Source organism: Sorangium sp. So ce176 (assembly GCF_051519835.1).
Taxonomy (GTDB): domain Bacteria; phylum Myxococcota_A; class Polyangia; order Polyangiales; family Polyangiaceae; genus Sorangium; species Sorangium cellulosum_G.
On record NZ_CP150371.1, the window covers coordinates 3,443,545 to 3,460,865 of the forward strand.

Sequence of the window (17,321 nt, forward strand, 5' to 3'; positions counted from 1 at the left end):
TTCCAGAGCACCCGTAGACGGGTGATCCTGGACGCGGTGCTCGCAGCACAAAAAGCGAAAGGCCCGTCGCTGCTCATCGCAGCGCGGGCCTTCGCTGTCGTGTTGTCAGGTTCGAGGAGCCGGTCGCCGCGGGCTGCGGTCCGCGGCCCCTCGCGGGCGTGTCAGCAGCAGCAGCCGGGCGGACAGGTGCAAACGACGTTGGCGCCGGCCTGGAGGTCGGTGGGGACCTCCACCGTCAGGCGCGCAGGGCGCTCCTCGACCGTCTCCTGCTTCTGCTCGATCTCGCCCTCGCCCTCGATCTTGATCTGCTCGCTCATGGTGATTGCTCCGTGGATCGGTTGGTTATTTCCAGTTGCGCACTCGACGTCGCGCGATGAGGGGTATTGCAGCCGTCGTGCCACCGCGGTTTTTGCGCGGATGCGGCCTCCGTTGGGCGACTCGTCTGCGCTGCGGCGGCCTCCGTTGGGCAACTCCTTTCCCAGTTGGAGAAGCGGCTCGGGAATCGGCCTTCCCGCCCGGACCACCCGTGTTCCCGCGCCGGGGTCGCGGGCGGCGTTCGCGCAGGCGGCACGGACTTCGCACGTTGATGCGGCGATGGAAACGTCGATGATCCCCGAGCTGCTCTCCTTCCGCGCCCCGTGGCTCGAAGAGAAGCTCGTCAAGGACCGGATGGCCTCTTCCCGCGAGGAGGCGGCGCGGCTCTTTGACGAGGTGAAGAAATACATCTTCGTCTGCCGGGCGGACAGGACGCGACAGGTCCCCATGTTCTCCCGGAGGGTCGACGAGGTCTGGCACCAGTTCGTCCTCTTCACCGAGGAGTACGCGGCCTTCGGCCACACCTTCTTCGGCGAGTTCGTTCATCACACGGCCAACACCGCGCCTCGCGGCGAGCTCGGCGCGCGCCCCGAGATGTCCTTCGACCAGTACCGCGCCGAGTACGAGGCGCTCTTCGGGCCCATCTCGGACGCGTGGCGCGACGAGCTCGCCGTGACGCCCGACACGCGCCTCATCCGCGTCAAGTTCGGCCGCCCCATCTTCGTGCGCGTCGAGGAGGGCAGGGCAGAGCTCGTGTGGTCGCTGGAGCCGCCGCGCATCCTGCTGCGGATCGACGCGTGGGCGAAGGAAGCGCTGCAGTTCATCGTCGACTGCGATCACTTCTATGTCCGCGAGCTCCCCGGCCTCGAGGACAGCGATCGCGTGGCGCTCTGCCGTCCGCTCGTGAAGGGCGACGTGCTCCGGATCGCGCCGTGAGGCTCGCCGAGCTCACCGCCCTGTTCGGGCAGCTCGACTTCCCGCGCGCGCGTGTTGAAGACCGCCAGCGGCCGCCGCGCGATCACGTGCGCGCTGTCGAGGGCGCGGTCCGGGCCGGGCTCTCGGACGACGAGCTCCCGCTCGAGCTCCTCGCGCTCGAGATCGAGCGGCGCGACGGCGCGCCGGATCTCGCGCCGTTCCACGTGATCCCCGAGCTCGGCGTCCGCATCGCGTTCGCGTACTGGCGCCCCGGGCGCGCGGCCGGCGCGCACGAGCACTCCGACTGGACGGTCACCGCGGTGCTCCACAACGCGCTCGACGTCGCGACCTTCGACTGGGACGCGACAGCGCGCGCGCGGCGGCTCGTGCCAAAGCGCCTGTTCTCCGCGGAGGCCGGGCGGGTCGGCCACATCCACGGACCGTGCATCCACGACCCGCGGAATCCGACCCCGCGCTGGTCGATCTCGCTGCACCTGTTCGGGCCGCACGACGGCCCCGTGATCGAGGAGCAGGTGGGCCCCATCGAGGGGCTGAGCCTTCCGGCGCCGCGTTCCACCCAGGAAGACGCGCTGTCGGCGGCGCTCGCCGCGCACGAGCGGGAGTGCGTGCGCCGGGCGCAGATCGACGCCCTCGCGCGGCGGGGCGCGCCGGCCGCCGCGCTCCTCGCGCGCCTCCACGCCCGCGGCGACGCCGGGACCCGGCGGCGCGCCGCCCGCGCGCTCGGCCGCGCCGAGGACCTCGACGCGCGCACCGTCCTCGCGCGCCGGTGGCCGGGCGTGGACCTCGACGTCGCATCGAGCGCAGGCCGCGCCGAGCTCCTCGCGCGCTGCGGCGAGCGCGCGCAGCCCCTGCTCCGCGTGGAGGCGTGGGCCGCGCCCGCGCTCCGCGCCCTCGCGTCCGCCGTCGAGCTCCGCCCCCGCGACATCCCCTGTCTCGCCGAGGCGGAGCAGATCGCGCTCGCCCGCGCGCTCGTCGACTGGGGGACGTTTCAGCCCCTCGAAGCCCAGGAGAACTGACCATGGAACCCATGCAGACGGAATCGTCCACGTCGAGCGCGTCGAGCGCATCGAGCGCGCGCAGGCGGCCCGATCTCTTCGCCTACCGGGCGCCCTTCGTCATCGACAAGCTGCTCATGAACAAGACCGTGGCCACCGAGCGCGAGGCAGAGGTGCTGTTCCGGGAGCTCGCGCGCTATCTGTGGCTCGTCGAGTCCGACCGCACCCGCGCTTATCCGATGTTCTCGCTGCGCGTCGACGAGGCCTGGCACCAGTTCGTCCTCTTCACGATCGAGTACGCCGACTTCTGCGAGCGCTTCTTCGGCCGCTTCCTGCACCACGCGCCGAGCAACGCGCCGGTCACGCACGCGGCCCGCGAGGCGACGTGGGACGAGTTCGCGGCCGCGTACAGCGGCCTTTACGGCGAGCCGCCGCCCGAGGTCTGGAACGACGCGGCCTCCGTCTGCGGCCCGCGGCGCGTGATCCGCGATCGCGATGTGTCGGTCCGGCTGAGCGACGGCAAGGCCGAGCTCGTCGACGGCGACGCGGTGCTCGTCCGCGTCGACCCGTGGGGCGAAGCGGCCCTGCGCTTCATCGCCCGACACGGCATCTTCTACGTGCGCGAGCTCCCCGGGCTCGACCTGGACGACCGCGTCGCCCTCTGCCGGGCGCTCGTCGCGTCGCGCACGCTCCGCGTCGCGCCGTAGCCGCGATCAGGCGCAGATCAGGGGCAGAAGGTGACCTCGAAGCTCGTCTCCGACGAGCACGCGTGGAGGCCGGCGGCGTCGTCATAAGCATAGCTGTACGCCGTGGGACACATCTCGTGCATCCGGCGCACGTAGTCCGTGTGCTCCACGCTCCGCGGGTCCGCGGTGTCACGGCACGCGTCCGACGTCATGCAGGCGTTGGCGGCGGTGCACTGGCCCGTGGCCGGATCGACGGGCGTCGGGCAGCAGAGGTGGAGCCCGGGATCGGCGCTCTCCGGCTGGCCCAGGCCCCAGGGCGCCGGGTAATTCCACTTCTTGCAGGGCGCCATGCAGGCGACCACGTTGCCGTTCCTGTCGCGCACCCGCAGATCCTGGTGCGCGTACGCGGGGAACTGGCCGTTGCCGAGATCCTCGTCGCCGGGGCACTGCGCCAGCGACAGCCGCGAGCAGTCCGAGGTGATACAGCTCCCCTGCTCTGCGCCGGCGCCCCTGGGGACGACCTTGAAGGGCAGGGTGTAGCCGTCCACCTGGCTGAGGTTGTACCAGGTCTGGGCCGCGCCCCCCTTGGCCGCGAAGGTGGCCTCGAACTTCGACTCGAACGGCGGCTGGCAGCCGCCGGCCGGGCAGGGCGCGACGCTGTCGCCCGTTGTGCAGTTATAGCCGCTCTCGTCGCAGCCGGTCTTCGGCCAGAAGCGCGTCGCGCTGATGCCGCCTTCGGGCACGTTGTACGTGTACGCTGCGCCCCGGGTGAGCTTGACGTTCTGCGGGCCCTCCACGTTGGTGGAGTGGGCGACCCAGATCGGCGCCGCGCAGTTGTTGATGATCTTCAGCGTGCGCGCGCCGCCGGGGGAGGAGCCGCCGCTCACCTTGTCGAGCGTCCAGCGCTGGTTGGTGGTGCCCTGGTAGGGGTACTGGAGGATCGCCGTCCCATCGGCGGCGTTGCCCCACGCCAGGTCGACGACCTGATCGCTGTGGCGCGCGTGGATGCTGAACTGGTCGCCCCCGCGGTTGACGAGCTTCCACTGCTGGTTGCCGCCGCCGTTGTAGCTCCATTGCTGGATGACAGCGTTCTGCGCGGTGCTCACGTCGCGCACGTCGAGGGCCTTGTTGCTGTTGACGTTGACGATCTTCCAGTAGCCGTCGCTGGTCGGGGAGACGCGGAACTTCTGCGCGTTGGTCCCGTTGCAGGTCCACTGCTGCATCCGCGTCCCGTCGGCGGTGCTGGACGAGGGCACGTCGAGGCACTTGTTGGTGGCGACCGAGCGGATGACGTACTCCCCCTCGCTGATGCTCGAGACGATGACCGCATCCGAGTCGTCGACGGTGGCCTCTGTCGACGCCATCTCGTCATCGGCGATCAGACACCCCCCCAGCAGCAGGGTCCACCCGAGCGCCAGCGACAGACCACCTAGGGCAACTTTGCGAGCCATGATCACCTCCTCGTCGTTGCGGTGCCCCCTCCATCCCGGTGCACCCGCTTGCCGAGGACGATTGCAGGCGGCGTTCCACGTGGGCAGTCCGTGAGGCGCGCCCGGGTTGCGGAGGTTTTCGCGGGTGTTTCGCGGCGATCCAGGGAGCACCGGGGCGATCTGCTGGATCGCCCCTCCCCGGCGGGAGGCGATCCGCGGGATCACCCCTTCCACGCGAGGGGCGATCCGGTGGAGCGCACCGCGTGGCCGGCCTCACCCCGCCAGCCTCACGGGCTCGCGGCCGCCGTGGCGCGCCAGGCCTGCGCCTGCGCCGCGGCGACCGGCGTGCCAAGGTGCCGCTGTCGCGGCGGCCACGCGCGCGACCGGCACTGGACGGGAGAAGGGACGGAGAGATGACGGATCAGGATCCGAGGACGCAAGAGGACGTCAGCGCGCTCTTCAGGCCGTTTCGGCTCAAAGGACTGACGCTCGAGAACCGGTTCGTCATGGCGCCCATGACGCGCCAGCGCTCGCCGGGGAACGCGCCCGGCGAGCCGAACGTCGCGTACTACGCGCGGCGCGCTGCCGGCGGCGTCGGGCTGATCCTGTCGGAAGGGACGGTGGTGGAGCGGCCGGGCAAGCTCCATCTCCGCGACGTCCCTCATTTTTACGGTGAGCGGGCGCTGGCTGGCTGGAAGCAGGTCATCGACGCCGTGCACAGGGAGGGGGGCAAGATGGCCCCTCAGCTCTGGCACGTGGGCCTCGCGCAGCGCAATCCGAGCGGCTACGAGGAGCCCGCGGACCTGGAAGGCCCGGCGAACATGTCCCGCGAGGACGTCCAGGCCACCGTGCGCGCCTTCGGCAAGGCGGCGGCGGACGCGAAGCGCCTCGGCTTCGATGCCATCGAGATCCACGGCGCCCACGGGTACCTGATCGATCAGTTCTTCTACGAGGTGACGAACCAGCGCACCGACGAGTACGGAGGAAAGACGATCGGCGAGCGGAATCGCTTTGCCGTGGAGGTCGTCGAGTCGGTGCGAGACGCTGTCGGGCCGGAGATGGTGGTGATCCTCCGCCTGTCGCAGTGGAAGATCGGCGCCTACGACCACAAGATCGCGAGGACGCCGGAGGAGATGGAGCAGTGGCTCTTGCCCCTGGCAGCGGCGGGCGCCGACATCTTCCACCTCTCCCAGCGGCACTACTGGGAGCCCGAGTTCGCCGGCTCCGATCTGAACGCCGCCGGGTGGGCGAAGAAGCTCACCGGCAAGCCCACGATCACCGTGGGCTCCGTCGGCCTGTCGAGCGACTTCATGGGGGCCTTCGCCGGCGAGGCCTCCGCGCCCCGGGGGCTCGGTGAGCTCGTGCGCCGCTTCGAGCGCGGAGACTTCGATCTCGTCGCCGTCGGGCGATCCCTCCTCAACGACCCTTCCTGGGTGGAGAAGATCAGGACCGGGCGCACCTCGGAGCTCAATCATTTCACGAGGGAGAGCCTCGGCCAGTACTTCTGATACGGCGAGCTTGTCCCTGCTCTCGTGAGAGAAATTGAACCACAGAGGGCACAGAGGGCACAGAGGGGAGAGAGAGAAAGAGAATTTGATTCTTTGTTCTCTCTGTCTCTTTCCTCTGTGCCCTCTGTGCCTCTGTGGTTCGATTCTCTCCTCTCACGTCACGTGAGACGAGGGCGGCGGACGCGGTATCACCGCGTGCCCGCGCCCAGGTTGGCGACCATCGAGAGGCGCTGGGGGCCGTCGCCGAAGCGCGCGCGCAGCCTGGCGAAGATCGCCTGGCCGAGCTCGTCCCAGCGCGCCTCGCCGAGCTTGTCGCGCAGCAGGACCAGCGGCGCGTTGCCCCGGCGCATCCAGCCCCAGAGCTCCTCGGTCGAGGACGCCTCCATCGGGTGCTCGACCTCGCGCACCGAGACGTCCCGGAAGCCCGCGGCCTCCATCTCGGCGCGGAGCTCGCCCGGATCGCCGAGCGGGGCCTTGCCCTCGCCGAAGGGGAAGCCGGGCAGCTCGGCGCGGATCGCCGAGAAGAGCTCCCCCAGGATCGGCGCCCTGTCCATCGGCGCCCAGCTCCCGACGACGGCGCGGCCGCCGGGACGCAGCACCCGGAAGAGCTCACGGAAGCCGCGGTCGCGGTCGGGGAAGAAGATCAGCCCGAACATCGAGAAGGCGGCGTCGAACGAGCCGTCCTCGAAGGGCAGCGCCATGCCGTCGCCGACGTGGGCGTCCACCGCGAGCCCCGCGCGCGCGGCGCGCTCGCGCAGCTGCTCGACCATCGCGGGCGCGAAATCGACGGCGGTCACGCGCGCGTCCCGGGCGGCGAGGAGGGCCAGGGTGCCCGGCCCGGCAGCCACGTCGAGCACGCGGGCCCCCGGCCCGACGCCCGCGAGCCGGAGCGCGTCGGCGGCGTATTTCTCGAAGTGCGGGACGGTATCCACCGCGTACTCGGTGGCGACCATGTCCCAGGCGACGGGGGTGGCGAGGGGGTTCGGAGGCTGGGTCATCGCGCAAGGCTGCTATCACGCGCGCGGAGCGCTCGTCCAGCCGGCGAGCCAGCGGCGCCGGGACGCTGGCGCCGTCGCCGCGGCGCGCCGGTCAGCGCGCGACCGTGCTCTCGCGGCGCTTCCCGAGGCGCGCGAGCGCCTTCGTCTTGCTCTGTGCGCCGGCGGCGCCGGCCGCCGCCTCGGGCGAGCTCGAGTCGGCGTCCGACCCTTCCTCCTGCTCCTGGTCCGCCTTGTCGGCGTCGGTCTCCGTCGTGTCGTGAGGCGGCAACACAGCCTTCGCCGTCGACACGAGCAGCACGCTCGCCAGGGTCACGACGCTCGCCGAGCCGAGGACGAGCAGGGCGACATGCAGCAGTGTGCGCTGGAGGAGGCTGCCTTGGTTCAACTTCCGGAGTTTCTGCATCATGGTGCACCCTGCCTCGTGGTCCAGCGACCGCTCGCCGCGCGCATCCGGTGATGACCGGAGCCGCCAGCCTCTTCGTTACCTCTCTGGCCAATGCGAGCGTCATGCCAGCAGCCATCCGCTGGATGATCGCAGGAACCGCGGCGGTTCCTGGTGCCGCTCTGCCAAAGTGGACACGCGGGCCACCTAGAGAATGGCGCATCTTGCCAGAATGACAATCCGTCCTGCGCCGGGCGCTCGATTCTTGTGTGATTCCGGTGTGCCCCGGGACCAGGGTGTGTGGAGCGCGGCGCGTCCGGCGTGGCTGGCGAGCCGCAGGCGCTGTCCGCGCGAACCCGTCATGACGTCATGCTCGACACGGATGCTGCTGTCGGCTCATCGCACCTGCGGAGACACCTCTCCAGCGCCGACAGCGCGGCGCCGCGGTGGCTCAGGCGCCGCGGGCGCGCGCGGGGGAGGCGCCCGCGAACGTGCGCGCGGCCTCCGGGTGCTCCGCGATGAGGCGGAGCGCGCGGCGCAGGAGCGAGATCCCGGGCTCCGTCTTGTGCCAGCTCGACGCGCCGCTCGGGTGCGGCAGGCAGATCACGTCGACGTCCACGCCGTGATAGCGCGCGCGGCGCAGCTCGCCGATCACGCCCGCGAGCGGCCCCCGGTGGCCGAGCACCTGCTCCGCCGCGAGGCCGCCCACCGGCAGGATCAGCCGCGGCTCCAGGATCCCGACCTCCCGCGCGAGGTGCGCCCGGCAGCGCAGGATCTCCTCGGGATCCGGCCTCCGATCGCCGCCGCCCCTGGCCTTTCCCGGGAAGCAGCGCGCGACGGCCGACATGTAGACGCGCCGCCTGAACTCCTCCTCGTCCACGCCGAGCGCCCCCTCGAACCAGCGGAACAGGGTGCGGCCCGCCGTCCACGCGAACGGCCGGCCGAAGCTGCCCTCGCGGGCGCCGGGCGCCTGGCCGATGAGCAGGATCCGGCTGGGGACGGCCGGGCCGTGGATCGCCGGGCCGATCATCTTCGGGCAAGCGCGGCACGCGTCGAGGTCGCGATGCACAGCGGCGAGCCGCTCGTCCGGGGTCATGACAGAAAGGCGAACCGCGGGGACGCTCATCGAACCAGCATGAATTGAAGGGAAATCAGCGCCCGGGCGAGGCGACGCGGGCGCGCTCATCCGCGCGGCCGGCGGTCGGCGAGCGGGCGCCCGACGGCGGCCGCAGAGCGCGCGCGCAGGCGGCCCGCGAGGAGGCGCGCCGCGAGGACACCGCCGAGGAAGCCGAACAGGTGGCCCTCCCACGAGATGCCCATCCGCGTGGGCAGCACGCCCCAGAGCATCCCGCCGTAGAAGAGGCCGACCCCCAGCGAGAGCGCGATCGAGACGGCGCTCCGCTCGAACCAGCCGCGGAGGAGCAGGAAGCCGAAATAGCCGAAGATGACGCCGCTCGCGCCGACGTGCACCGAGGAGGGCGACCCGATGAGCCAGACGCCGAGCCCCCCCACGAGGGCCGAGAGGAGCGTCACGAGGGCGAGGTCGCTCGTCTTGCGGAGCATGATCAGCCAGCCGAGCCCGAGGAACGGGAGCGTGTTCGCCGCGAGGTGGGCGAAGTCGCCGTGGAGCAGCGGCGCGAGCGCGATGCCGACGAGGCCCGGGACCGTGCGAGGACGGATCCCGAGCGCGTCGAGCGATCCGCGGAAGATCAGGAAGTCGAGGAGCTCGATGGCCCAGAGGAGCGCGACGAAGCCTCCGAGCAGCGTCGCATGGAGCTTGAGCTCACGGGTGATCGTCCTGGTTTCGGTGGTGCTCATCCTGATCCCTCGCGGGCCCCGTGAACCGTGACGTGCGTGCACGAGGAGCCCACGCCTTCAGCCTAGCTCGTGGAACGAGCACGCGCGCGCGCTCTTCCCGCGAATCCCGTAAGCACGACGTGAGCCGTCGAGCCCGGTCCGCCGCGCGGCCCCGCGCGCGTCAAGCCCCCGCGCCCGCTCGCCCGGGCGCGGGTCGTCGCGGGCCGCGCGCCCGGCGCGGCCCCGGCGTCGATGGCTGTGCGCTGCGCGGGCCGCGCGGTAGAAGTCGGGCTCATGCTGCTCACCCGCGCCGAAGCCACCGGATTCCGTGAGACCTCCCTGCACGCGGACGTGATGCGGTTCGTCCGCGCGCTCGCGGCCCGCGACGACCCGCGCCTCCACGTGACGCGCTTCGGGACCAGCCCCGGCGGGCGCGAGCTGCCGCTGCTCGTGCTGTCGCGCGACGGCGTGCGCTCCCCGGACGAGGCGCGCCGCGCCGGGCGCCCCGTGGTGCTGATGCTCGACGGGATCCACCCCGGCGAGGTGGAGGGCAAGGAGGCGAGTCTCGCGCTCGTCCGCGACCTTCTCGACGGCCGTCACCCCGACTGGCTCGATTCGCTCGTGCTCCTCGTCGCGCCCCTGTTCAACCCGGACGGCAACGACGCGCTCGACCCGCAGAACCGCCGGCTCGACCTGAAGAAGCTCACCGGCCAGCCGGGTCCCGTCGTCGGCACCCGCACCCAGAGCCAGGGCATCAACCTGAACCGCGACTACCTCCGCCAGGCCGCGCCCGAGATGCGCCTGCTCCAGCAGCACGTGTGCGTCCCCTGGGCGCCCGATCTCACGATCGACAACCACGCGACCAACGGCTCGGTGCACCGGTTCCACATGACGGTCGACGTGCCGCACACCACCGAGTCCGGCCGCGCCGAGCCGATCGCGATGGTGCGCGACAGCCTCGTCCCCGACGTGATCGCCGCGGTCCGGAAGCGCGGCTTCGAGAGCGGCTGGTACGGCAACTTCGTCGAGGACGAGCGCGCGCTCGACGCGATCGGCGACGTCGACCCGACAGCGCCCGTGGGCCTCGGGTGGATGACGTACCCACACCACCCGCGGTTCGGCTCCAACTACCGCGGCCTCACGAACCGGCTCGATCTGCTGCTCGAGTGCTACAGCTATCTACCGTTCGAGGAGCGGGTGCAGGCTGCCTCGGCGTGGCAAATCGAGACGCTCACCTGGGCGGCCGCGCACGCCGACGCCATCCGCGAGGTGGTCGCCGCGAGCGCCCGGCCCCCGGAGCGCGTCGCGGTCCGGTACCGGCTCGAGCCGACAGGGGCCCCGGTCGACATCCTCACGCGCAGCCCCCGGACGTTCGAGGGCGCGCCCGTCACGCTGCGGATCCCGCACCACGCGCGGTTCGTCGGGACCACGGTGGTGGACCGGCCGCGGGCCTACCTGGTGCCGCCGGCGATCGCCGAGGCGCTGCGCCGGCACGGGCTCCGCGCGGCGCCGGCCGAGGGCGTCCACGACGTCGAGGTCGCGCGGGTGGCGTCGCTCGGCGTCGAGGGCGGCCGCGCCATCCTGGAGGCGGCCCGGGTCGGCGAGGTCGCCGTGACGTGGCGCGAGGAGGCCCGGCGGGCCCCCGAGGGGTGGTCCCGGGTCGACACAGATCAGCCGCTCGGCGCGATAGCCGTGTACCTGTGCGAGCCCGAGAGCGACGACGGGGCCGTCGAGAACGGCCTCGTGGAAGCGCCCGCGGTCGGGGACGAGCACCCGGCGTGGCGGGTCCGGTGAGCGCGGGGACGCTTGGCATTTCGGGAGCATTCTGCTTTTTCAATGCAGGCGATCCGCTCCGGAGCCAGGAGAGCGCATGAAGGACCAGATTCCCGGTTTTCTGTTCATCGACCACATCGCTATCGCCGTCCCTGCCGGGCAGCTCGACGCGCAGGTGAAGGCCTACGAGCTGCTCGGCTTCCGCGAGGTGCACCGCGAGGAGGTCCTCGGCACGGATCAGGTCCGCGAGGTGATGCTCCGCGTCGGCGACAGCGACAACCTCATCCAGCTCCTCGAGCCGCTGTCCTCCGCGTCTCCCGTCCAGAAGCTCCTCGAGAAGAACGGCGGCCGCGGGGGCTTCGCCCACGTCGCCTACCGGGTCCGCGACGCCCATGTCGCCTTCGACGCGCTCAAGGAGAAGGGATTCCGCATCATCGACGCAGCGCCCCGGCCCGGCTCCCGCGGGACGACGATCTTCTTCGTGCACCCGAGATCGCGCGAGGACGCGCCGTTCGGCTATCTCATCGAGGTGGTGCAGGCCCATGAACATGAGTGAGAGGCTCTTCGCCGACTTTGCGCCGGTCGCGCTCGAGGCGTGGAAGCAGGCGCTCCACCGGGATCTGAAGGGGAAGACAGCGGACGATCTCGCCTGGGCGAGCGCCGAGGGCCTGCTCGTGCCGCCGATCGTCGCGCCGGACAGCCCGGAGCTGCCCGAGGCCGCCGGCGGCCCGCTCGTGGCCTCGCTCGTCGCCGAGCTCCGGGGCGGCGCGGCGGAGCTGCGCTTCACGATGGGCACCAGCTACTTCTTCGAGATCGCCCGCCTCCGCGCCGCGCGCCTCCTGGCCGAGCGCCTGCGGCCGGGCGCGACGATCACCGCCGTGGTCCCGTCGGCGGCCGTGCCCGGCGACGAGCCGCACAAGAACCTCCTCCGCGGCGTCGTCGGGATGATGGCGGCGCTCGCCGGCGGCGCGGACGAGGTCGTCGTTGCGCCGCCCGAGCGCCTGCTCGGCAACGCCCGCGTCATCCTCCGCGAGGAGGCTCGCTTCAACGCCGCGGAGAGCCCCGCGGCCGGCTGCTGGCTCATCGAGCAGCTCGCGCGCAGCCTCGCGCGCTCGGCGCTGCGGCAGATCGACGAGGCCGCCGAGCTGCCCGCGCCTGTCGCGGCGCCCGCGGACGCCGCGCCGCCCGAGCACCTCGGCTTCTCGGCCGGCATCGCGCCGTTCCTGCGCGGGCCGTACACAAGCATGTACGTGGTCCGCCCGTGGACCATCCGCCAGTACGCCGGGTATTCCACGGCCGAGGAGTCGAACGCTTTCTACAGGCGCAACCTGGCCGCCGGGCAGACAGGGCTCTCGGTCGCCTTCGATCTGGCGACCCACCGCGGCTACGACTCGGACCACCCGCGCGTCGTCGGCGACGTGGGCAAGGCGGGCGTGGCGATCGACACCGTGGAGGACATGAAGATCCTCTTCGACAAGATCCCGCTCGACAGGATGAGCGTGTCGATGACCATGAACGGCGCGGTGCTGCCGATCATGGCGTTTTACATCGTGGCGGCCGAGGAGCAGGGCGTGCGCCCCGAGCTCCTCTCCGGGACCATCCAGAACGACATCCTCAAGGAGTTCATGGTCCGGAACACCTATATCTACCCGCCCGCGCCCTCGATGAGGATCGTCGCCGACATCTTCCGTTACACCGCCGAGCAGGCTCCCCGGTTCAACTCGATCAGCATCAGCGGCTATCACATGCAGGAGGCCGGCGCGACCGCCGCGCTGGAGCTCGCGTACACGCTCGCCGACGGCCTCGAGTACCTGCGCGCCGGGATCGCGGCGGGCATGGATATCGACGATTTCGCCGGGCGGTTCTCGTTCTTCTTCGGGATCGGCATGGACCATTTCACCGAGATCGCCAAGCTGCGGGCCGCGCGGCTCCTGTGGGCGAAGATCGTGAAGGGGTTCCAGCCGAAGAACCCGAAGACGATGGCGCTGCGGACTCACTGCCAGACCTCGGGCTGGAGCCTCACCGAGCAGGACCCGTTCAACAACATCACGCGCACGGCCATCGAGGCGCTCGCGGCCGTGCTCGGCGGCACCCAGTCGCTGCACACGAACGCGCTGGACGAGGCGCTGGCGCTCCCCTCGGACTTCTCGGCCAAGGTCGCGCGCGACACGCAGCTCTTCTTGCAGAAGGAGACAGACGTCTGCCGGGTCATCGACCCCTGGGGCGGCTCGCACCACGTCGAGCGCCTCACGGACAGGCTGGCGCGCGAAGCGTGGCAGTTCATCCAGGAGGTCGAGTCGCTGGGCGGCATGGTCAAGGCCATCGAGAACGGCCTGCCCAAGCTGCGCATCGAGGAGGCGGCGGCCCGCAAGCAGGCCCGGATCGACGCGGGCCGCGACGTCATCGTCGGCGTCAACGCGTACCGGCTGGAGCGGGAGGCGCCGCTCGAGCTGCGCGAGGTGGACAACTCCGCGGTGCGCGAGACGCAGGTCGCGCGGCTCCGGGAGGTGAAGGCCGCCCGCGCCGGGGCCGCCGTGGACGCGTCGCTGGCCGCGCTCACCCGCTGCGCCGAGACGGGCGAGGGGAACCTGCTCGCGCTCGCCGTCGAGGCCGCGCGCCGCCGCGCGACGCTCGGCGAGATCTCGGGCGCGCTCGAGCGCGTCTTCGGCCGCTACGAGGCCCCGGTGCGCACGGTCAGCGGCGTGTATGGCGCGGAGATCCGCGAGGCGGGGGCCGGCCGCGACGTGGAGGCGCTCGTCCACGAGTTCGCCGCTCTCGAGGGCCGCCGCCCGCGCATCCTTGTCGCCAAGATGGGCCAGGACGGCCACGACCGGGGCATGAAGGTCATCGCCACCGCCTTTGCCGATCTCGGGTTCGACGTCGATATAGGCCCCCTGTTCCAGACCCCGGAGGAGGTGGCCCGCCACGCGGTCGAGAACGACGTCCACGTGGTCGGCGTCTCGTCGCTCGCGGGCGGCCATAAAACCCTGGTTCCCCAGCTCATCGAGGCGCTCGGGGAGGCCGGCCGCGGGGACATCCTCGTCGTCGCCGGCGGCGTGATCCCGCCGCAGGACTACCGGGTTCTGGAGGAGCGCGGCGTCGCCGGCGTCTTCGGGCCGGGGACGGTCATCCCCGACGCCGCGGCGCGGATCGTCCGCACGCTCATCGAGCGGCTCGGCGCGCAGGAGGCGCGCCCGGGTTGAGGCCGAGCCCGGGGCAGCTCGTCGACGGCCTCCTCGCGGGCGATCGCGCGGCGCTCGCCCGGGCCATCACGCTGGCCGAGAGCGCGCTCCCGCGGCACCAGGCGCTCGCCGAGGAGGTCCTGGAGCTCTGCTTGCCGCACAGCGGCGGCGCCGTGCGGCTCGGCATCACCGGCGTGCCGGGCGTCGGCAAGAGCACGTTCGTCGACGCCCTCGGCGTGCACCTCGTGCGCGAGCGCGACGAGACGGTCGCTGTGCTCGCGGTCGACCCCAGCAGCCCTGTCCACGGCGGGAGCATCCTCGGCGACAAGACGCGGATGCCGCGGCTGGCCAGCGACCCGCGGGCGTTCATCCGCCCGTCGCCGTCGGGCGGCTCGCTCGGCGGGGTGGCGCGCGCCACGCGCCAGGCGATCGTGCTCTGCGAGGCGGCGGGGTATCGCAACATCCTCGTCGAGACCGTCGGTGTCGGCCAGTCCGAGGTCGCCGTCGCCGACATGACCGATTGCTTCCTGCTCCTCATGCTCCCGGGGGCAGGGGACGAGCTCCAGGGCGTGAAGCGGGGGATCATGGAGCTCGTCGATCTCGTGATCATCAACAAGTCCGACGGCGAGAACGAAGGCCGGGCGGCGCGGGCGCGGCGCGACTACGAGAGCGCGCTGCACCTGTTCCCGCCGGCGCCGCACGGCTGGACGCCCGTCGTCGGGGTCTGCTCGGCCCAGGAGAACCGCGGCATTCGCGAGGCGTGGGAGCTCGTGCTGCGCCACCGCGCGCACATGGAGGCAGGCGGCTGGCTGCAGCGCCGCCGGGCCGCGCAGGCGCGAAGGTGGCTGTCCGCGCTGATCGAGGCGCACCTGCGGGAGGCGTTCCTGCGCAGCGCCGCGGTGCGGGAGCGGATGCCCGGGATGGAGGGCCTCGTCGAGGCCGGCGCGCTCAGCCCGCTGCGCGCGGCGCGCGAGCTGCTGGACGCCTGGGAGGCGGCTGGAGGCGGCTGACGGGGTAGGGCGAGCGCGCTGCCGGAGGGCCCCGGTCCGGAGAGCTCGCTAAGATGTCCGCATGCGCCAGCTTGCCTTGTCCCTCGCCGCCCTCTCTCTCCTGCTCACGGCCACCGCGCCGGCGCTCGCCGAGCAGACCGTCACCGAAGAGAGCTGGGCGAAGTCCTACGGCTTCCGTCTCGGCGTGGAGGCGGACGTGCTCGCCCGCACCATCGAGGCGAACCTCCCCGGCCGGGAGGCGGCGAGCGGCGACGGGACGAGCGGCGACGGGACGGGCGGCGACGGGACGGGCGCCGGCGTGGAGGCGCGCTCCTTCGCGGCGTCCTTCGCGGTTGTCGCTCAGATCCCGCTCTTCGCGGGGCTCCACCTGGACGCCGAGCTGCCCCTTGCGTACGGGAGCAGCCAGGCGCGCCCGCCCGGCCCGGCGGAGAGCGACGCGGCGACCGTCGCGCCGGAGCTCGAGGGGTTCTTCTTCGGCAATCCGTCGATAGGGCTCCACTACGTCGCGAGCGTCTTCCCCATGATGATGCTCATCGGCGGGCTCACGGCCTCCATCCCCATCACGCAGGATCCGTCCGACGACACGAAGGCGGCAGCAGCGGCGGCGCTGGCCTTGCGCGGGTACTTCGACTCGCAGCGCGCGCTCCTGGATCACGTCCCGCTGCGAGCCCGCGGCGGCATCGAGCTGCGCCCGTTCGAGGCGCTCTATGTGCGGAGCGATCTCGTGGCGATGTTCGCCATCCCCACCGGCGACGGAGAGACGGAGGTCTTCATCGAGCACGCCAGCGAGGCGGAGCTGCGCAGCGTGGGCGGGTTCGGGGTCGGCGCGCGGCTCCAGTCCGTGTTCCCGCTCACGCAGGCCGACAAGATACAGCTCGCGGCCGAGCCCTTCGTCGGGATGGAGCCGCCCACGTCGGGCGTGTACTTCCGGGCCGGGCTGCTCGTGGCGCTGGACGAGCCCCTCGGGTTCGGTCTGGAGCAGGGCAAGCTGGCGACGGTCCGTGTCGCGCTGGGGGGCAAATTCTGAGTCGGCCGCGGCAGCGGCCGCGGGGTGGGGGCCCCCGGGAGAATTGAAATTCAACCCGGAGGCTCTAGGGTGCCGCCGATGCGCGACGTCTGCTGGCGCTGCCGGCGCCCCCGCCCGGTCTGCTACTGCGCGCTCCTGCCCTCGCTGCCGACGAGGACGCGGGTCGTGCTCCTCCAGCACCCGCGCGAGCGCCGGGTGGGCATCGGCACGGCGCGCATGACCCACCTGTCGCTGCCCAACTCCGAGCTCCACGAGGGGGTGGTCTTCGAGGAGGACCCCCGGATCATGGCCCTCGCCGCCGATCCGACGACCGCCGTGCTCTTCCCCGGAGGCGACCCCGACCCCGCGGCAGGACCGCCAGTGCTGTCGCTCCTCGTCGTCGACGGCACCTGGTGGCAGGCGAGGAAGATGCTCGCCGTGAACCCGCGCCTCGCCGCTGTGCGCCGCATCGGCGTGACGCCCAGGGCGCCGGGCAACTACCGCATCCGCAGGGAGCCGCGCCCGGAGTGCCTCGCCACGGTCGAGGCGGTGGCCAGCGCGCTCGGCGCGCTCGAGGGCGAGCCCGCGCGGTTCGACGAGATGCTCCGGGCCTTCGAGTTCATGGTCGACCGACAGATCGAGCACCAGGCGCGGAGCGACGGCCCGCGGCGGCGGTCGCGCGGGCCGGCCGCCTCGCCGCTCGGGCCGCTGCGCCCCTACCTCGCCGCGCCGGAGCGGGTGGTGCTCGTCGAGGGCGGGGCCAACTCGGGGTGGCCGGCGGACGCCGGCGCGGCCGGGCCCAGGTCCGAGCTCGTGCACCTCGTGGCCAGCCGCGCGTCGGGCGAGCGCTTCGAGGCGTTCCTCCGCCCCCGGCGGCCGCTCGGCCCGAGCGTCGCGCACCAGCTCGAGGTGCCCGAGCGCCGCCTGCTCGACGGCGAGGAGGCGGGCGCGGCCCTGGCCCGGTTCCGCGCGTTCGTCGGCCCGGGCGGCGTGCTCGGCGCCTGGGGCGCCTTCACGGCGGACCTGCTCGCGCAGGAGGGCCTCGGGCGCCCGCCCTCCCTCGACCTGCGCTACCTGTGTGCGCGGCACCTGCGGCGCCGTCCGGGCGGCGTCGCGAACGGGGCGCGGGCGCTCCTCTGCGGGGAACCCACGGAACCCGCGGAACCAACGCCGCGCGGCAGCGGGCGGGCCGGGCGCACGCTGGGCTGGCTCGAGGTCGTCCTCGCGCGCCTCCTCGACCTCGCCGGCGAAGAGGACGTTGCGGCGCGCGGCGCCGCATGAGACGCTCCGTCCGTGCATTCCA

At 72.3% G+C, this 17,321-nt stretch carries 16 protein-coding genes; 10 read left to right on the forward strand and 6 right to left on the reverse strand.

Annotated elements, in window-relative coordinates:
- Window positions 1–161: 161 nt before the first annotated feature.
- A complete protein-coding gene (locus WMF42_RS13120; RefSeq protein ID WP_433935874.1) occupies window positions 162–317 on the reverse strand; it encodes a hypothetical protein in 156 nt (51 codons plus the stop codon).
- A gap of 277 nt (window positions 318–594) precedes the next feature.
- Between WMF42_RS13120 and WMF42_RS13125 the strand changes: the two genes are divergently transcribed.
- Genes WMF42_RS13125 through WMF42_RS13135 form a run of 3 tightly spaced genes read left to right on the forward strand, consistent with a single transcriptional unit; the run spans window position 595 to window position 2,953 of the window.
- Complete coding sequence (locus WMF42_RS13125; RefSeq protein WP_437692201.1) at window positions 595–1,251, forward strand: hypothetical protein; 657 nt, start codon at window positions 595–597, stop codon at window positions 1,249–1,251.
- A complete protein-coding gene (locus WMF42_RS13130) occupies window positions 1,248–2,267 on the forward strand; it encodes a hypothetical protein (RefSeq protein WP_437692203.1) in 1,020 nt (339 codons plus the stop codon). The genes WMF42_RS13125 and WMF42_RS13130 overlap by 4 nt, the downstream gene beginning before the upstream one ends.
- A 2-nt stretch (window positions 2,268–2,269) precedes the next feature.
- Window positions 2,270–2,953, forward strand: coding sequence for a glycine-rich domain-containing protein (locus WMF42_RS13135; RefSeq protein ID WP_437692205.1), 684 nt, complete (start codon window positions 2,270–2,272; stop codon window positions 2,951–2,953).
- 17 nt (window positions 2,954–2,970) lie between these two features.
- On the opposite strand, the gene WMF42_RS13140 is transcribed toward WMF42_RS13135, so the two are convergent.
- A complete protein-coding gene (locus WMF42_RS13140) occupies window positions 2,971–4,383 on the reverse strand; it encodes an RICIN domain-containing protein (protein WP_437692207.1) in 1,413 nt (470 codons plus the stop codon).
- 392 nt (window positions 4,384–4,775) lie between these two features.
- Here WMF42_RS13140 and WMF42_RS13145 point away from each other — a divergent pair, with 392 nt between their 5' ends.
- On the forward strand, window positions 4,776–5,870 hold the full coding sequence (locus WMF42_RS13145) for an NADH:flavin oxidoreductase (protein WP_437692209.1): 1,095 nt from the start codon (window positions 4,776–4,778) through the stop codon (window positions 5,868–5,870).
- 188 nt (window positions 5,871–6,058) lie between these two features.
- Here the strand turns inward: WMF42_RS13145 and WMF42_RS13150 are convergent, their stop codons facing one another.
- From WMF42_RS13150 to WMF42_RS13165, 4 genes are all read right to left on the reverse strand, one after another.
- Window positions 6,059–6,868, reverse strand: a complete 810-nt coding sequence (locus tag WMF42_RS13150) for a class I SAM-dependent methyltransferase (RefSeq protein WP_437692211.1) — start codon at window positions 6,866–6,868, stop codon at window positions 6,059–6,061.
- A 91-nt stretch (window positions 6,869–6,959) separates the two neighbouring features.
- Window positions 6,960–7,274: a hypothetical protein gene (locus tag WMF42_RS13155; RefSeq protein ID WP_437692212.1), complete on the reverse strand. Its 315-nt coding sequence runs from the start codon at window positions 7,272–7,274 to the stop codon at window positions 6,960–6,962.
- A gap of 427 nt (window positions 7,275–7,701) precedes the next feature.
- Window positions 7,702–8,346, reverse strand: coding sequence for a uracil-DNA glycosylase family protein (locus tag WMF42_RS13160; RefSeq protein ID WP_437692214.1), 645 nt, complete (start codon window positions 8,344–8,346; stop codon window positions 7,702–7,704).
- An 86-nt stretch (window positions 8,347–8,432) separates the two neighbouring features.
- The gene (locus WMF42_RS13165) at window positions 8,433–9,068 is read right to left on the reverse strand and encodes a rhomboid family intramembrane serine protease (protein ID WP_437692216.1); all 636 of its coding nucleotides are present in this window, start codon (window positions 9,066–9,068) and stop codon (window positions 8,433–8,435) included.
- A 273-nt stretch (window positions 9,069–9,341) separates the two neighbouring features.
- Between WMF42_RS13165 and WMF42_RS13170 the strand changes: the two genes are divergently transcribed.
- The 6 genes from WMF42_RS13170 to WMF42_RS13195 all read left to right on the forward strand — a co-directional run bounded on the left by WMF42_RS13170 (window position 9,342) and on the right by WMF42_RS13195 (window position 17,299).
- The gene (locus tag WMF42_RS13170; protein WP_437692218.1) at window positions 9,342–10,841 is read left to right on the forward strand and encodes a M14 family metallopeptidase; all 1,500 of its coding nucleotides are present in this window, start codon (window positions 9,342–9,344) and stop codon (window positions 10,839–10,841) included.
- Window positions 10,842–10,917: 76 nt separating this feature from the next.
- Window positions 10,918–11,376 carry a VOC family protein gene (locus WMF42_RS13175; protein ID WP_437692220.1) on the forward strand — a complete coding sequence of 153 codons (459 nt, stop codon included), beginning with the start codon at window positions 10,918–10,920 and terminating at the stop codon, window positions 11,374–11,376.
- Window positions 11,369–14,023 (forward strand): methylmalonyl-CoA mutase, encoded by a 2,655-nt coding sequence (gene scpA, locus WMF42_RS13180; RefSeq protein WP_437692222.1) that lies wholly within the window; start codon window positions 11,369–11,371, stop codon window positions 14,021–14,023. The genes WMF42_RS13175 and scpA overlap by 8 nt, the downstream gene beginning before the upstream one ends.
- Window positions 14,020–15,012: a methylmalonyl Co-A mutase-associated GTPase MeaB gene (gene meaB / locus WMF42_RS13185; protein WP_437692224.1), complete on the forward strand. Its 993-nt coding sequence runs from the start codon at window positions 14,020–14,022 to the stop codon at window positions 15,010–15,012. Before scpA ends, meaB begins: the two co-directional genes overlap by 4 nt.
- A 61-nt stretch (window positions 15,013–15,073) precedes the next feature.
- Complete coding sequence (locus tag WMF42_RS13190) at window positions 15,074–16,039, forward strand: hypothetical protein (RefSeq protein WP_437692225.1); 966 nt, start codon at window positions 15,074–15,076, stop codon at window positions 16,037–16,039.
- A gap of 78 nt (window positions 16,040–16,117) precedes the next feature.
- A complete protein-coding gene (locus WMF42_RS13195) occupies window positions 16,118–17,299 on the forward strand; it encodes a DTW domain-containing protein (RefSeq protein WP_437692226.1) in 1,182 nt (393 codons plus the stop codon).
- Window positions 17,300–17,321 lie beyond the last annotated feature (22 nt).

Excerpts from the sequence above, each read along its gene's own strand:
- WMF42_RS13120 (WP_433935874.1), bottom strand. The coding sequence starts at position 317 with ATGAGCGAGCAGATCAAGATCGAGGGCGAGGGCGAGATCGAGCAGAAG.
- WMF42_RS13135 (WP_437692205.1), top strand. The coding sequence starts at position 2,270 with ATGGAACCCATGCAGACGGAATCGTCCACGTCGAGCGCGTCGAGCGCA.
- WMF42_RS13125 (WP_437692201.1), top strand. The coding sequence starts at position 595 with ATGGAAACGTCGATGATCCCCGAGCTGCTCTCCTTCCGCGCCCCGTGG.
- WMF42_RS13190 (WP_437692225.1), top strand. The coding sequence starts at position 15,074 with ATGCGCCAGCTTGCCTTGTCCCTCGCCGCCCTCTCTCTCCTGCTCACG.
- WMF42_RS13175 (WP_437692220.1), top strand. The coding sequence starts at position 10,918 with ATGAAGGACCAGATTCCCGGTTTTCTGTTCATCGACCACATCGCTATC.
- WMF42_RS13155 (WP_437692212.1), bottom strand. The coding sequence starts at position 7,274 with ATGATGCAGAAACTCCGGAAGTTGAACCAAGGCAGCCTCCTCCAGCGC.
- WMF42_RS13160 (WP_437692214.1), bottom strand. The coding sequence starts at position 8,346 with ATGACCCCGGACGAGCGGCTCGCCGCTGTGCATCGCGACCTCGACGCG.
- WMF42_RS13145 (WP_437692209.1), top strand. The coding sequence starts at position 4,776 with ATGACGGATCAGGATCCGAGGACGCAAGAGGACGTCAGCGCGCTCTTC.
- WMF42_RS13170 (WP_437692218.1), top strand. The coding sequence starts at position 9,342 with ATGCTGCTCACCCGCGCCGAAGCCACCGGATTCCGTGAGACCTCCCTG.
- WMF42_RS13165 (WP_437692216.1), bottom strand. The coding sequence starts at position 9,068 with ATGAGCACCACCGAAACCAGGACGATCACCCGTGAGCTCAAGCTCCAT.
- WMF42_RS13195 (WP_437692226.1), top strand. The coding sequence starts at position 16,118 with ATGCGCGACGTCTGCTGGCGCTGCCGGCGCCCCCGCCCGGTCTGCTAC.
- WMF42_RS13140 (WP_437692207.1), bottom strand. The coding sequence starts at position 4,383 with ATGGCTCGCAAAGTTGCCCTAGGTGGTCTGTCGCTGGCGCTCGGGTGG.
- scpA (WP_437692222.1), top strand. The coding sequence starts at position 11,369 with ATGAGTGAGAGGCTCTTCGCCGACTTTGCGCCGGTCGCGCTCGAGGCG.
- WMF42_RS13150 (WP_437692211.1), bottom strand. The coding sequence starts at position 6,868 with ATGACCCAGCCTCCGAACCCCCTCGCCACCCCCGTCGCCTGGGACATG.